Genomic DNA, 14,338 nt, shown 5'->3' with positions numbered 1-14,338 from the left:
AAGCACTCACATCAGCTACACTGACCAAAGCAGCATAGCTAACCCCCGACGTGTCCACTTTCCGGGGGTCAGGCCCTTCTGCGTAAGGCCGCGAAGTATTTTGCGGAAGAGACGACCTGGTGATCCGCTTCCAGTTCGTTGACGACAATCTCGCCGACTACTCGGTCAAGCGGATGTGCACAGTCCTGGGGCTAAATCGGTCTTCGTATTACAAGTGGAAGAACTCGGCTCCACGGCGCCGTGCGCGCCTTGTAGATGACGCTGTGGTGGCCGCGGAGATCCAGGCAATTTTCGACGCTGAAAACGGCGTCTGGGGCGCTCGTCGCATCACTGCTGAACTCAACGACCGCAAGCGCGACAACGGCACTACACCTCCGGCTAAGCGCATCAATCGCAAGAGAGTGGCTCGTTTGATGCGGGCCCAGAACCTGTTCGGATTTCAAAAGAAGCGCAGGGTCAAGACCACTGCGCGTGACAAAGGCCGGCGCGTGTTCGCAGACTTGGTGAACCGTGATTTCACAGCCTGTGCTGCCAATCGTGTGTTGGTTGGCGATATTACGTATCTGCCGATCGCAGACGGGGCGAACATGTACTTAGCAACAGTGATTGATTGCTTTTCTCGCAAGCTTGTCGGCTTTGCTATCGCAAATCACATGCGTACCGAACTGGTAGAAGAGGCCCTCGAAAACGCTTCCCACCTGCGAGGAGGTCTTGATGGTGCGATTTTCCACTCGGATCATGGAAGCGTGTATACCTCGTCGCAGTTCCAGGCAACATGCAAGCGCTTGGGCGTTGCCCAGTCGATGGGCGCGGTGGGAACCAGCGCGGATAATTCGCTCGCCGAGTCGTTCAACGCAGCTTTAAAGCGGGAGGTCCTCAAAGATGCGAAGACCTTCGCCAATCAACTGATCTGCCGCAGAGACGTCTTCCGGTGGTGCGTGCGCTACAACACGTGCCGTCGGCACACTTGGTGCGGGTACCAAACTCCCGATGAGTTCGAGTCCCAAGCCGCTTAAGGTCTGATAGGCTTACACCTACTTTTGTTCACCCCACGGTGTCTACTTTCCGGGGGTCGGGCCCAGGGCTTCTTCCAGGTAGCTGGCAACGTGGGGGAATTTATCTTCACAAAACGCTACGACCTCACGTGCTTGGGACCACACCGATTCCGAGTCTGGTTGCTGGAATATCGTATGAAACATCGCCGATAGGGTTGGCCACTGGGTCTTGGCAACCATCGAAGACAGGTTTTTAGAAAAGTGCGTTCGACACCGCTGCCAGGACGCATTCGGCAACACGTCACTAATCGCATGCTGGATTCCTAGATGCGCGTCACTGGTGACAAGATAGACCTCATTAAGTCCGCGAGCTTTAAGATCCCTAAAGAACCCAGTCCACGACGCCACAGACTCAGATGTAGCAACCTGCATGCCCAATAGCTCACGATAGCCTTCGGCATTAACCCCGGTAGCCACGAGGACGGAAGCTTTGACCACGCGTCCTCCTTCGCGGACTTTCATGGTCAATGCATCACAGGCAACATACAGGTATGGACCGGTATCGAGTGGTCGGGTACGGAAGTCTTCGACCATCTCGTCCAGGTCTTTAGCCATGTCAGATACCTGCGACTTTGAAAGATTATTAATTCCCAAACTGGCGACGAGATCGTTCATCCTGCGTGTGGACACGCCTTTTAAATAGCAGATAGCTATTACGGTTGTTAGTGCTCGTTCTGCCCGAGTGCGTCGTTGCAATAACCAGTCCGGGAAAAATGACCCGGTACGTAGTTTGGGTACAGCGACATCAATGGTGCCAACGCGAGTATCAAGATCGCGGTGGCGGTAACCGTTGCGGACATTGGTTCGAGACTTAGACGTGGTGGCGTAGTCGGCGCCGCAGATCTGGTCTGCTTGAGTCGATAGGATTTGGTTGATGAATCCTTGAAGCATCTCGCGCATGAGATCTGGGGATGCTTGGGCAAGCAATTCGTCTAAGTAGGTAGTCGGGTCTATAGAATATGGGCTAGCGGCCATCGTGGTTATCCCTTTCGAGGAAGTGTGGTTACGGAATCGAAAGGTACTACGGTGGTCGCCGGCCTCATTCATAAGGGGCCCACCGTCAGTTACAGATACACCACGCTACTGGACGCAACCCATCAGAATACATCTTTAACCTGCGATTTTTACGGGTTTGGACCCACTTGTAAAACGAGGAACGATTCAGCTTTAACACATGGCACATCCGCATAAGCCGAGTACTTGGTTCGGTGGTCATAGACACACTGGAAGCAGAACTCCCGTGAGTTGCTTTAAGCAAAATATTTAGCGGCCTTGCGCAGGATGTCACGTTCTTCGCGCAGTTTTGCGTTTTCTTTTTCTAACTGGCGGATCCGTCTCACGAATCTTTCGCTACTTGGGCTTTATCCTGCATGGCTTTTATACGCGCGCGTTTGCCGGTGCCGTACTGGGTGACCCATGAATGAAGCGAGGCACGGTTGATACCGAGCTCTGCTGATGCTGAGTTCAGCGAGAGGTCCTCATTGTTTTTGTAGAGGGCCACGGCATCGCGTTTGAACTGTTCTCAGTACCTGGACATGGTGGTAGATTACCTTTCTCCCCAACCCGACTGGGCTGGATATCAGGTGTCCACCAAACAGGGGTCAGGTCCAATCATGCCAAGCCCCGACCTGAGCTGCCTCCCATATGTGTGAACTACCAAGAAACGTAGTCACCTGGTCGAGTGTCCGCCCGCTATCTGAGTAGGTTCACAATGAAGCCAACGGCACCTCAATAAACGAGGTACCGGATCCCCAAGCCGCAATTCGAGCCCTGCGTCTTTGTCGATGATGATGGGGCCACTGTTGACTCCTGCGGTAGGACAATACGGGCCTACCCCCGGCGTATCAACTTTTCGGAGTCAGGCCCTACCTTTCTTCCCAGCTCGGCTGGGCTGGATATAGGTGTCCACCAAACAGGATTCAGCCCCAAGACAAACGGGCCATTGCTACAGCCAGCCGGATCGTGGAAGGCGCACGAGTATCCGGATGAAAACAAGCCATCAACCAAATGGCCGTAGCCTTCCCCGACTGCTTCAACAAATACCTATCCCAAACCCCACGCAGAAACAACTTGACACGCTCTGTGGAAGCCGTGATTGACGGGCAGTTTCATGCGGGATTTTGCGGGATCCGCGCCCCTTAGGGTGGTCGGTGGGGGCGCGTGACCTGCGGTTTTTAGGCGGTTTCGTTGAGTGGATTCTTTACCCAGCTCATGAGATCGCGCAGCTTGGTGCCGGTCTTTTCGATCTCGTGCTGCGCAAATTCATCGCGCAGGTCTTCCAGCTCCTTGTTGCCGCCCTCAACGTTGGCGAGCAGACGCTTGGTGAAGGTGCCATCCTGGATATCGGACAGAACGTCCTTCATGCGCTGCTTGGTATCAGCGTTGATGATGCGTGGGCCGGAGATGTAGCCACCAAACTCAGCGGTATCAGAGACCGAGTAGTTCATGTTGGCAATGCCGCCCTCGAACAACAGGTCCACGATGAGCTTCATCTCGTGCAGGACCTCGAAATAAGCCATCTCTGGCTCGTAGCCGGCCTCGGTGAGGACCTCGAAGCCGTTGCGGATGAGGAACTCGACACCACCGCACAGGACGGCCTGCTCACCAAAGAGGTCGGTGACCGTCTCCGCCTCGAAGGTGGTGGGGATAACGCCCGCGCGGGCGCCACCGATGGCAGCGGCATAGGACAGGGTCAGGTCATGGCCCTCGTTCTTCGGATCCTGCTCGGTGGCGATCAAGCAAGGAACGCCCTTGCCGTCTACGAACTGGCGGCGGACCAGGTGGCCCGGGCCCTTTGGCGCAACCATGCCGACGGTGACGGACGCAGCCGGCTCAATCAGCTTGAAGTGGATATTCAGGCCGTGACCGAACAGCAGTGCATTGCCGTCTTCCAGGTTCGGGGCGATGTGCTCTTCGAAGATCTCCTTCTGGGAGGTATCCGGCGCCAGCAGCATAACGACGTCGGCCCACTTGGATGCCTCCGCGACGGACTTGACCTCGAAGCCAGCCTCCTCTGCCTTGGCTGCGGACTTAGAGCCCTCGCGCAGACCGATAACAACCTCAACGCCGGAATCGCGCAGGTTCTGGGAGTGGGCGTGGCCCTGGGAGCCGTAGCCGATGACCGCTACCTTGCGGCCCTGGATGATCGACAGGTCAGCATCATCGTCGTAGTAGGTATCAATAGCCATTTCAAATCCTCAATTCTTTGGTAGGAAAAGCTGTAATGAAGCGTCCTAACGCAGAGTATATATCACTGCGCGGGACAATGTGTTCACATCGTGAGATTTTATTTACTTTTTGGGAGCCGTAGCCTTCGGGCCGCGCCCCAAGGCTACGTGGCCCGATTGCACGAGTTCGCGAATGCCGAAGGGCTCGAGGACTTCAAGCAGCGCCGCGAGCTTGCCCGGCGTACCGGTAGCTTCCACGACAACCGATTCCTTTGCCACGTCGACCACGCGGGCGCGGAAGATATTCACCGCATCCACCACCTGTGCGCGGTTGGAATTATCGGCCGCTACCTTCACCAGCATGATGGCGCGAGCAACCGTGGAATCTTCCTTGAGTTCCACGACCTTGATGACCGGAATGAGCTTATTGAGCTGCTTCGTTACCTGCTCAATGATCACTTCAGAGGCATCCACGACGATGGTCAGCCGGTTAATCCCCGGGGTTTCCGTGTGCGCGGAGACCAGGGACACCAAGCTGTAGCCACGGCGACTGAACATTCCCACCACGCGGGCGATGATGCTTTCTACATCCTCAACTAATACCGATAAGGTATGCCGAGTTACCTCGTTTTGCGTCATGGTTTATGCCTCCTGGATAGTTTCGTCGATCTCAGCCGGGGTCTCCGCGGCGGATTCAGCTTCATCAAAAAGCGGGCGCAGGCCGCGGGCGTACTGGATTTCCTCATTGGAGGCACCGCCACCGATCATCGGCCACACCTGCGCATCTTGGCCGACGATGAAGTCAATGACGACTGGCTTATCGTTAATTGCCTGCGCGCGCTTAATGGCCGGAACGACTTCTTCTTCGCTCGTGACCCGGATGGCTTCACAACCGAGCGCCTCGGCCAAACGGACGAAGTCCGGGGTGAAGGCGTTTTCTTCGCGCAGCTTGGTGTGCGAATAGTGCTGATCATAAAACAGCGTCTGCCACTGCCGGACCATTCCAAGGTTGCCGTTATTAATGACGGCAACCTTAAACGGGAAGCCTTCCACGGCTGCAGTGGTAAGTTCCTGGTTGGTCATTTGGAAGCAGCCATCACCATCGATGGCCCAGACTTCCTTATCTGGACGCGCTGCCTTTGCACCCAAGGCAGCGGGAACGGCATAGCCCATGGTTCCAGCGCCACCGGAGTTGATCCAGGAACGCGGGTGTTCAAAGTCCAAGAACTGCGCGGACCACATCTGGTGCTGGCCCACGCCCGCACAGTAGATAGCTTCCGGCCCCACGGTTTCACTGAGCTTTTCCAAGACGAATTGTGGATTCAGCAGGCCATCATCGGTGGGCTCATAACCGCGTGGGAAACGCTCTTGCATGCCGCGCAGGTAATCGTGCCACTGTTTCACCTCGGTGGCTGGCTGCACATCCTTCTTGCGGTACTCCTTGCTAAGCGCGGTCAAGCACTTCTTGGCATCGCCGACGATAGGGACCGCGACCTCGCGGATCTTGCCAATCTCAGCTGGGTCAATATCGGCGTGGACGACCTTCGCATTTGGCGCAAATGTTGAGGTATCGCCAGTCACGCGGTCATCGAAGCGGGCGCCGATGGCAATGATGAGGTCAGCACGCTGCATCGCCGCGACGGCCGGAACTGTGCCGTGCATGCCCGGCATCCCCATGTGCAGCGGGTGAGAGTCCGGAAAGGTGCCCAGCGCCATCAGGGTGGTAACCACCGGGATATTCGTGAGCTCCGCAAACTCCAGCAGCTCTTGGGAGGCATTAGCTTTAACGACTCCGCCGCCGACATAGAGCACGGGCTTTTCCGCATGCGACATCAATTCCACGGCCTGAGCTACCTGCCGGTGGTGTGGCTTGGTGACTGGCTTATATCCTTGCAGGTCAAGCGTTTCCGGAAAGCGATAATCCAAAAAGCCGTTTTGCACGTCCTTAGGGATATCCACGAGCACCGGACCGGGGCGGCCAGTGGAGGCCAAGTGGAAGGCAGCCGAAATAGCAGAAGGGATCTCTGAGGGATCCGTCACAATGTAATTGTGCTTGGTAATCGGCATGGTGACACCGCGGATATCGGCCTCTTGGAAGGCATCGGTACCCAAAAGGTTACTGCCCACCTGGCCGGTGATGGCGACGATGGGAACGGAGTCCAAGTTGGCATCGGCAAGCGCCGTAACCAAGTTGGTCGCACCGGGACCGGAGGTAGCGATGCACACACCCACCTTTCCGGATGCCTGCGCATAGCCCTCGGCGGCGTGGCCGGCGCCTTGTTCATGGCGGGTTAGCACGTGGCGAAGCTTGGTTGAACCATGCAGTGCATCGTAGAGCGGAAGCACGGCACCGCCTGGAATACCGAATACGAGATCGGTGCCCAGATCTTCCAGCGTGCGGACAATTGCATGAGCCCCACTCATTCGCTCCGCTGACGCAGCTGTCTTTGCAGCGGCCGCGGAAGCAGGCGTGGGCGAGGATGTCGTTACCACGGTGTATGTGCTCCTTGGGTTGGTCTGTCATGGAAACTGATCATCGAAAACGCCCTAGTTACAACTAAAGCCCCCGCGGGCCGGTGGTCTGCGGGGGCGAAAGCGTCGACGTTCAGGAAACGTCGCGGTCACCGCCGCGCTCGTACCACCTGAAGTCGAATAATGATCATATTTCCAACTATATACCGATAGAATTATATCTGGAAGCCGTTACCCCCTTTTGGGAAAAGTTTCTCATATGATGAAACGCGGCGAAAAAATGGTTCGCTTCCCCACCACATGGTCAATTAGGCTGGCTGACTATGACCCCACCAGCACAGGACAAACAACCTCGTCAGTCCACCACCCAGGCAGAGGTCTTCACCCCTTCCCGCGACCACATCTTGGGCATCTTAATTTTGTCCACGATCGCCTTATTAAGCATTGGCTGGGCGCCCAAATACCTGGGGTGGCTGCTGATTATCCCCGTAATCGGCCTCTGGTGGGTCATCAAGGCCCGCACGCGGGTCTCTGAGAAAGGCATTTCCATTTCTTATGCATTCCGGAAAAACGTTTCCATCGCATGGGATAATTTCGCCGGGATTGGCTTCCAGCGCGCCCGGGCCTTCGCGCAGACTAAAAATGGTGCGAAACACAACCTGCCTGGCGTAACCTTCAACTCACTGCCCCGCTTGGCACAAGCATCCCGCGGGCGCATTCCCGATGCCCTCACCCAGGGCCGCGAGGCAGCCGACGACAAGGTCGTCATCGTGCACCGCGACGGGCAGCAGATCCTCTTAAGCAAAGAGGAATATGCTGAATACCTAGAAAAGCACCCCGAACTTAAAGATTCGGCAGAAAACTAAATCTACTTTCTCCCCCATTTGACCAATCCATAAGGAATAGTGACTTAATCCATGTTCCCACTGCGCTCTAAAGTAACTACCGTCGGACGCCAAGCCTCCGGTGCGCGTGCCTTGTGGCGCGCTACTGGTACCAAGGAAAACGACTTTGGCAAGCCCATCGTCGCTATCGCCAACTCTTATACGCAGTTCGTCCCCGGCCACGTGCACCTAAAAAACGTTGGGGATATCGTCGCCGATGCCGTCCGCGAAGCCGGTGGCGTACCCAAGGAGTTCAATACCATTGCCGTGGATGACGGCATTGCCATGGGCCACAGCGGCATGCTGTACTCCTTGCCCTCGCGCGAAATCATCTCCGATTCCATCGAGTACATGGCCAATGCGCATACTGCCGATGCCCTCGTCTGCATCTCTAACTGCGATAAGATCACCCCTGGCATGCTCAATGCCGCAATGCGGTTGAATATCCCCACGATCTTTGTCTCGGGCGGACCTATGGAGGCCGGCAAGGCCGTCGTGGTCGATGGCGTTGCCCATGCGCCGACCGACCTGATTACCGCTATCACCGCATCCGCGAATGATAGCGTTTCCGATGCTGGCTTGGCCCAGGTGGAAGAATCCGCCTGCCCCACCTGCGGTTCCTGCTCCGGTATGTTTACCGCTAACTCCATGAACTGCTTGACCGAGGCGCTCGGTTTGGCGCTTCCTGGCAACGGCACCACGTTGGCCACCCACAGTGCTCGCCGCGATCTCTTTGAAAAGGCCGGTTCCACCATCGTCGATATGTGCCGCCGCTACTACGGCAAGGAAGACGAGTCCGTCCTGCCGCGCAATATCGCGACCAAGGAAGCCTTTAGCAATGCCATGGCCCTCGATATGGCCATGGGCGGATCTACCAACACCATCCTGCACACCCTTGCCGCAGCGCAGGAGGGCGAAGTGGACTTCACGCTGGATGATATTAATGACATTTCCTACCGCGTCCCCTGCCTGTCCAAGGTCGCGCCCAACGGCACCTACCACATCGAGGACGTACACCGGGCCGGCGGCATTCCGGCCATTTTGGGCGAGCTGCGCCGCGCGGGCCACCTCAACCTCAAGGTGCACACCGCGCTCTATGACAATGCGGAGCAGTGGCTCGATGATTGGGATATCCGCAATCCTCGCGTAACCGATCAGGCCCGCGAGCTCTACTACGCCGCTCCAGGCGGCGTGCGCACCACGGAGCCGTTCTCCCAGTCCAACCGGTGGGATGAACTGGATACGGACGCGGTCAATGGCTGCATTCACGATGCTGACCACGCCTTTTCTTCCGACGGTGGACTGGTGGTCCTGCGCGGCAACTTGGCGCCGGACGGGGCCATCGTCAAGGCCGCCGGCGTGGAAGAAGAGCTGTGGACCTTCTCTGGCCCAGCCCGCGTGGTGGAGTCCCAAGAGCAGGCCGTATCCATCATCTTGAATAAAGAAGTCCAACCTGGCGATGTGGTCGTCATTCGCTACGAGGGTCCGTCCGGTGGCCCCGGCATGCAGGAAATGCTGCACCCGACGTCCTTCCTCAAGGGTGCCGGCTTGGGCAAGGCCTGCGCCTTGATTACCGATGGCCGCTTCTCCGGCGGCACCTCCGGGCTTTCCATTGGCCACATTTCTCCTGAGGCCGCCCACCAGGGACTCATCGGGCTCATTGAGAACGGCGACACTATTTCCATCAATATCCACGAGCGCGAGCTCACGCTCGACGTGGACGATGATGTTCTGGAGCGCCGCCGTGCCGCGCAAGAACAACGCGAAAAGCCATGGACGCCTGTCGACCGCAACCGCCCCATTACCAAGGCGCTGCGCGCCTATGCCGCAATGGCGACCTCCGCAGACCGCGGCGCGGTGCGCGTGGTAGACGGCTACGTGAACTAACGCGCCATCTCTTGAATGGCCGCGAGGTGGGCATCGAATGCTGACTTGCCAGTAGCAGTCAGCATGACCCACACGGTGTCCTTATCGCGGGAAGACCCGTACTCGCGAAACCGGCTGACATAGCCTTCCTTTTCCAAGGCGGTTAATTGTTTGGATAAGGTGGCGGCCGATTGCCCCACCTCATCCCGCAGCGCCGCGAAGCGCATCTCGCGGCGCACCTGTCCCTCCACCGCACCCCGCGCGTTCAAAACTGCGCAAATTTTGAAGCGATTGAGCGGGTAGATAACCGGGTCAATGTCACTGAGCACTGCGGCCCTCTCCTTGTCGCGCTGCAACGTCCAAGGCACGAGATTGCAGCACCCAGACCATTGCCGCTGCCCACAAGACCACGAAGATAACCAATGCCCACGTGTGCTCACGCAGCATGTTCGTAACAAACATCGGGACAAGTATTACTGCCATCCCCGCGTAGTATTTCTTATCAGCCTTGGGCTGGGTATACGGATCCTGGCGATAGCTGGTCCGCACCTTATTTTGGTAATGAAGCAGCGCCCACACCAAGAGTCCTATAAGAACAAAGTAGAAAATGAGAAACGCGACGGGGTGCATCACCTCCGCGAATACGGTCATTCCCAAATAGAACGCTGCCAATGCAATCACTAGGAGGATATTTTGCACCAGCCGCTTACGCTCAGCCCCTTGATCCTGCAGGCTGTCATTAAACTCGAGCGACTTCTTTAGCTCATCTTCCATCTTTTCTGCCACCATCTCAAAATCCAGCTTTTCTTACTTTCCTTTATGGCAATCCTTTCACTTTCCATAGTGGAAAGCAAGGGTACAAAGAAAATCCCCACCGCATTGACTGCGGCGGGGATCCACTCACGCGGTAGCGAATAACAGGCTAAGCAATGGGGTTTACAGCCGCACCGAAGAACCACACGGCGACCAGGATGGCGATGCCAACCACCACAAAGACCCACGACGTGCCCAGCGGGCGCCGCGCCCAAGAGCGGCCAAAGTCCAAGGAAATGAAACCAGGACCGGTAAATTGCAGGCCAATCGCGATAACGAAAAGTACCAGGGACAGCCATACCGAGTCCGGCCAGTCAAAGACTTGGAGACCGGCGCCTGATTCCGCCAGCTCGTGCAAGGCGGTGAAACCGGTAACGACCAAGCCAAGCATTGCTGCCAGCGGGCTAATCAGACCCAACAGGAGGAACGCGCCGGCAATCAGCTGCACGGTCGGCACCGCAAGGGCAAATGAATTGGCCCAAGCGTACTCAGAGTAGTCGCCTTCTAGCCCGGAGACACCCGCGCCATCGCCCAGCGAGAAGAAGGTGGATACTCCGGCAATAATGAGGTAAGCACTCATAGCCAATCGGACGAAGAAGAGACCAAAGTCAATGGTGCCGCGGCGCCCATAGCGCTTATAACCCTCCTTGTCCTCCTGCTCCTGCTGTAGCTTGCGCTCTTGTTCCGCCTGCTCCTCTGGGGTCAGGCCGGCATCTTCAGCAGCAAAGCCTTCGGTCTGCGCCGCCGCCGAGGGATCCAATACCTCGGTATCCTCACCGGTAGATTGCTTACCCCCTTGCTGTCCAGCCTCATTAGCGGCAGGATTAGGCATAACTTCCGTCTCCGCTGCCTCTTGTTTGCGTGGTCGAATTTCTTGCGGCTCGGCGCGCCCTGCGCGCGCGAAGACATCGGGGTTATCCCGTTGCACAGAATCGTAGGCTGGGACGTTGAGATCCTCATCTAAAGGATTAGCTTTATCCGGTTGCTGCTTATCGCTCATATGACCAATTTAAGACACTTGCCTGCAGTTTTGCGGTACCGTTAACGGCGCGCCGCAATTGTTCCCCGCACCTCCCTTCCCCTGGCTTGCAACTTGTTGTAACATCAACAATGTCATGTAGTTGCCATATAAACATTAATTACCGGCGGGACACTTCCCCGTCTCAATAATCCACCAGAATTGGGAGTGAATCGATGACTTCACACGACACCGATTGGGCAGGAGATGCCCGCAATGCTTCACCAGACGGCGAATTTATTCGCGATACCACCTATATCGAAGATCGTATTTCACCTGAGGTATCTGAGGTAACCGCACAAGACGATGGCACCTTTTATTGGCCGATGAAGGCTGGCCGCTACCGCTTGGTTGCCGCCCGCGCATGCCCGTGGGCCCACCGCGCGGTCATCGCCCGCCGCTTATTGGGTTTAGAAGATTCCATTTCCCTAGCCCTCGCCGGCCCCGTACACGATGCGCGGTCCTGGACATTCGACTTAGATGAGGGCGAAGTGGACCCGGTTTTGGGCTACAAGCGCCTGCAGGAAGCCTACTTCGAGCGCTTCCCAGACTATCCCCGCGGTATTACCGTACCCGCCCTGGTAGAAGAATCGACTGGCCGCGTGGTCACCAATGATTACCCATCTATGGTGCGCGATTTTATTGAGCAGTGGACGGACTTCCAAGCAGAAGGCGCCCCCGATCTCTTCCCGGAGCAGCACCGCGAGGAGATGGAAGAGCTCAATGAGTACATCTTCCACGGCATCAATAATGGCGTGTACCGCTGCGGTTTTGCCGGTTCGCAAGATGCCTACGAAGAGGCCTACGACCAGCTGTGGGAGGTACTCGATTGGGCCGAGAAGCGCCTAGGCACCCAGCGTTATATGGTCGGCGATCACATTACCGAGACCGATATCCGCCTATTTGCCACTCTTATACGCTTCGACCCCGTGTATTACTCGCACTTCAAATGCTCGCGCCACAAGATTCAAGAACTGCCCAACCTGCGCGGCTACCTGCAAGAACTTTTCCAGTTGCCAGGTTTTGGTGATACCACCGATTTCACCGAAATCAAGCAGCACTACTTTGCCACTCATTCCGAGATCAACCCCACCCGCATCGTGCCGGTGGGGCCGGATATGTCCTGGTTAGCAGAGCCGCACGACCGCGACCGGTTTGGCGGCCAGCCCTTCGCTCCTGGCGTGCAACTGCCAGGTCCCATCCCCTCCGGCGAGGAAGTAAAGAACCCAGAAGACTTCCAACTTAAGCTCTTCCCAGCGCCGCAGCCGCGTTAATCACCGACCGCGTCAGATCGCTTAAGACCTCGGATTCTAGGCGCCAGCGCTGCCAGTAGAGGTCGATGTCGAGCTGGTGGTCATCGAGAAGCAACAGCTCTTGCGATTCCACCAGCGGCTGGGCCTGGGCCTGCGGCAATAGCCCCCACCCCAGGCCCACGCGCACGGCCTCCAGGTAGCCTTCCGAAGAGGGAATCTGCGAAACCCGGGCGCGCACAACATGGGAATCAATAAAGCGATCCCGCATTGCATCATCAAGCACCTGGTCATTGGGGCCATAGCCCACCAGCGGCATCGTCTCCCAGGTCAGTTGGCCCGCGTGGAAGTGCTCCGCGATGTGCGGGGCGGCGACGGCGAAATAGCGCATGGTTCCCAAAAACGTGGAATCGCACCCGGATACCGGCGAATGTTCCCTCGTCACGGCGCCTAGAACATCGCCGCGCCGCAACATCGCTAGGGTGCGTGCCTCATCCTCAATGCGGATGCGCAGTGCAACGTCACCCCGCTGCGCGGTATCGCTTAATACCTGCGTAAACCACGTGGCCAGCGAATCGGAGTTGATGGCCACCGACAGGGGCACGCGCGCTAGGCGCTGGCCTAACCGCGCATCGGTTTCTGCCTGCACCAACGCCATACGCCGGGCCGCTTGCACCAAGATCTCCCCGGCCTCCGTCGCCCCCACCGGGTTCGCCCGCCGCACCAGCACGCGACCGGTACTCGCCTCCAACGCCTTGATGCGCTGGCTCACCGCAGACGGAGAAATTCCCAGGACCGAAGCGGCAACCTCAAAGCTTCCTTCTTCCACGATGGCCAGCAAGGTTTCCAAATGTACGGGGTTCATGAAGCTATTCTAAACCATATGAAGATGGATTAACTGGACTAATTTAAGGCTTGGATTCACACTAGAGGCATGTCCATCGTGCTAGCTGGTTTTGTGCTTGGTTTATCGCTCATTTTGGCCGTCGGCCCCCAAAATGCGATGCTGTTGAAATACGGCATCCGCCGCGATCACATCGGGCTCATCATCGTGGTGTGCGCGCTTTCCGATGTCATCCTTATTACCTCCGGCACCGCCGGTGTCGGCTACCTGGTGGAGCGCTTTCCCACTGCACTTGAAGCGCTCAAGTACATCGGCGCAGCCTACCTCGCCTTTTTCACCTTCACATGCTTCCGCGATGCCCTTAAAACCAAAGGCGAGGCCATCGATGTGGAATCCACTTCCCCCAATTCCACCGAGGAAGTCGCGACCTTCGACGGCGACAGCGACTCCTCGGGTGAAGCCGGCACCGGGCATGGCTCTGTAGCCACCGCTACCACCACCCAACGCCAAGAGATCAAGCGCTCGCCCTCCTGGGTCAAGCCGCTGCTTACCGCGCTGGCACTGACCTGGCTCAATCCTGGCGCCTATGTCGACGTTTTGGTCATGCTCGGCGGCATCGCCAACCAGTATGGAGACCCCGGCCGGTGGCTTTTCGCCGGCGGTGCGATTGCCGCCAGCTTTACGTGGTTCCCCGTCATTGGCTTTGGAGCAGCCCGCTTCTCCCACGTCCTCTCCCGCCCCGAGGTATGGCGGTGGATTAACGTTGGCATCGGCGTCATCATGATTGGCCTGACCCTCAAACTCCTCCTGCTTTAATCCCCAGCCCAGATTGTTCCAGCGGGCATAGGGGGCAGCGGCAAGCACAAGGCATAGAAAATCCCTCCCCGGGAAATTTGAACTGCTCCCCATTAGTTGGACTGAGAAATCAGTTACCGACTAGTAGGGAGTAGTTTTCTTTGAGAGCACGAA

At 57.2% G+C, this 14,338-nt stretch carries 12 protein-coding genes and 2 pseudogenes; 5 read left to right on the top strand and 9 right to left on the bottom strand.

Features of this window, described 5'->3' with window-relative positions; all coding sequences use genetic code 11:
* Nucleotides 1-75: 75 nt before the first annotated feature.
* A pseudogene (locus ABRP98_RS10575) lies at nucleotides 76-1,016 on the top strand (IS3 family transposase); the annotation flags it as partial.
* A 63-nt stretch (nucleotides 1,017-1,079) separates the two neighbouring features.
* On the opposite strand, the pseudogene ABRP98_RS10570 reads toward ABRP98_RS10575, so the two are convergent.
* The 5 genes and pseudogenes from ABRP98_RS10570 to ABRP98_RS10550 form a co-directional block, all read right to left on the bottom strand.
* A pseudogene (locus ABRP98_RS10570) lies at nucleotides 1,080-2,030 on the bottom strand (IS256 family transposase); the annotation flags it as partial.
* A 361-nt stretch (nucleotides 2,031-2,391) separates the two neighbouring features.
* Entirely contained in the window at nucleotides 2,392-2,556 is a 165-nt protein-coding gene (locus ABRP98_RS10565; protein WP_349859152.1) for a hypothetical protein, read from the bottom strand.
* A 673-nt stretch (nucleotides 2,557-3,229) separates the two neighbouring features.
* Nucleotides 3,230-4,243, bottom strand: a complete 1,014-nt coding sequence (gene ilvC, locus ABRP98_RS10560; protein WP_349859151.1) for a ketol-acid reductoisomerase — start codon at nucleotides 4,241-4,243, stop codon at nucleotides 3,230-3,232.
* Between the two features lie 102 nt (nucleotides 4,244-4,345).
* Nucleotides 4,346-4,861, bottom strand: a complete 516-nt coding sequence (gene ilvN / locus ABRP98_RS10555; RefSeq protein WP_284770546.1) for an acetolactate synthase small subunit — start codon at nucleotides 4,859-4,861, stop codon at nucleotides 4,346-4,348.
* 3 nt (nucleotides 4,862-4,864) lie between these two features.
* On the bottom strand, nucleotides 4,865-6,715 hold the full coding sequence (locus ABRP98_RS10550) for an acetolactate synthase large subunit (RefSeq protein WP_349859149.1): 1,851 nt from the start codon (nucleotides 6,713-6,715) through the stop codon (nucleotides 4,865-4,867).
* 302 nt (nucleotides 6,716-7,017) lie between these two features.
* Between ABRP98_RS10550 and ABRP98_RS10545 the strand changes: the two genes are divergently transcribed.
* On the top strand, nucleotides 7,018-7,560 hold the full coding sequence (locus ABRP98_RS10545; protein WP_349859147.1) for a PH domain-containing protein: 543 nt from the start codon (nucleotides 7,018-7,020) through the stop codon (nucleotides 7,558-7,560).
* Between the two features lie 51 nt (nucleotides 7,561-7,611).
* Nucleotides 7,612-9,465: a dihydroxy-acid dehydratase gene (gene ilvD, locus ABRP98_RS10540; protein WP_349859145.1), complete on the top strand. Its 1,854-nt coding sequence runs from the start codon at nucleotides 7,612-7,614 to the stop codon at nucleotides 9,463-9,465.
* On the opposite strand, the gene ABRP98_RS10535 is transcribed toward ilvD, so the two are convergent.
* The 3 genes from ABRP98_RS10535 to ABRP98_RS10525 form a co-directional block, all read right to left on the bottom strand.
* Nucleotides 9,462-9,773 (bottom strand): transcriptional regulator, encoded by a 312-nt coding sequence (locus ABRP98_RS10535; protein ID WP_349859144.1) that lies wholly within the window; start codon nucleotides 9,771-9,773, stop codon nucleotides 9,462-9,464. The genes ilvD and ABRP98_RS10535 overlap by 4 nt on opposite strands.
* Nucleotides 9,763-10,233 carry a cb-type cytochrome C oxidase subunit IV gene (locus ABRP98_RS10530; RefSeq protein WP_284853776.1) on the bottom strand — a complete coding sequence of 157 codons (471 nt, stop codon included), beginning with the start codon at nucleotides 10,231-10,233 and terminating at the stop codon, nucleotides 9,763-9,765. The genes ABRP98_RS10535 and ABRP98_RS10530 overlap by 11 nt, the downstream gene beginning before the upstream one ends.
* Nucleotides 10,234-10,366: 133 nt before the next feature.
* The gene (locus tag ABRP98_RS10525) at nucleotides 10,367-11,257 is read right to left on the bottom strand and encodes a DoxX family protein (protein ID WP_349859141.1); all 891 of its coding nucleotides are present in this window, start codon (nucleotides 11,255-11,257) and stop codon (nucleotides 10,367-10,369) included.
* A gap of 194 nt (nucleotides 11,258-11,451) precedes the next feature.
* Between ABRP98_RS10525 and ABRP98_RS10520 the strand changes: the two genes are divergently transcribed.
* Nucleotides 11,452-12,549 carry a glutathione S-transferase family protein gene (locus ABRP98_RS10520; protein ID WP_349859139.1) on the top strand — a complete coding sequence of 366 codons (1,098 nt, stop codon included), beginning with the start codon at nucleotides 11,452-11,454 and terminating at the stop codon, nucleotides 12,547-12,549.
* On the opposite strand, the gene ABRP98_RS10515 is transcribed toward ABRP98_RS10520, so the two are convergent.
* Entirely contained in the window at nucleotides 12,518-13,390 is an 873-nt protein-coding gene (locus tag ABRP98_RS10515) for an ArgP/LysG family DNA-binding transcriptional regulator (RefSeq protein ID WP_284770554.1), read from the bottom strand. The two genes, ABRP98_RS10520 and ABRP98_RS10515, sit on opposite strands and share 32 nt — an antisense overlap.
* A gap of 69 nt (nucleotides 13,391-13,459) precedes the next feature.
* On the opposite strand from ABRP98_RS10515, the gene ABRP98_RS10510 reads away from it, so the two are divergent.
* Nucleotides 13,460-14,185, top strand: a complete 726-nt coding sequence (locus ABRP98_RS10510; RefSeq protein WP_349859138.1) for a LysE/ArgO family amino acid transporter — start codon at nucleotides 13,460-13,462, stop codon at nucleotides 14,183-14,185.
* Nucleotides 14,186-14,338: the final 153 nt, after the last annotated feature.

Source organism: Corynebacterium sp. KPL2838 (genome assembly GCF_040225455.1).
GTDB lineage: Bacteria > Actinomycetota > Actinomycetes > Mycobacteriales > Mycobacteriaceae > Corynebacterium > Corynebacterium rhinophilum.
Note: the sequence above shows the minus strand (reverse complement) of the source record. Positions and strands in the feature narration are given on the sequence as shown.

Excerpts from the sequence above, each read along its gene's own strand:
- ilvC (WP_349859151.1), bottom strand. The coding sequence starts at position 4,243 with ATGGCTATTGATACCTACTACGACGATGATGCTGACCTGTCGATCATC.
- ilvN (WP_284770546.1), bottom strand. The coding sequence starts at position 4,861 with ATGACGCAAAACGAGGTAACTCGGCATACCTTATCGGTATTAGTTGAG.
- ABRP98_RS10545 (WP_349859147.1), top strand. The coding sequence starts at position 7,018 with ATGACCCCACCAGCACAGGACAAACAACCTCGTCAGTCCACCACCCAG.
- ilvD (WP_349859145.1), top strand. The coding sequence starts at position 7,612 with ATGTTCCCACTGCGCTCTAAAGTAACTACCGTCGGACGCCAAGCCTCC.
- ABRP98_RS10530 (WP_284853776.1), bottom strand. The coding sequence starts at position 10,233 with ATGGTGGCAGAAAAGATGGAAGATGAGCTAAAGAAGTCGCTCGAGTTT.
- ABRP98_RS10525 (WP_349859141.1), bottom strand. The coding sequence starts at position 11,257 with ATGAGCGATAAGCAGCAACCGGATAAAGCTAATCCTTTAGATGAGGAT.
- ABRP98_RS10520 (WP_349859139.1), top strand. The coding sequence starts at position 11,452 with ATGACTTCACACGACACCGATTGGGCAGGAGATGCCCGCAATGCTTCA.
- ABRP98_RS10515 (WP_284770554.1), bottom strand. The coding sequence starts at position 13,390 with ATGAACCCCGTACATTTGGAAACCTTGCTGGCCATCGTGGAAGAAGGA.
- ABRP98_RS10510 (WP_349859138.1), top strand. The coding sequence starts at position 13,460 with ATGTCCATCGTGCTAGCTGGTTTTGTGCTTGGTTTATCGCTCATTTTG.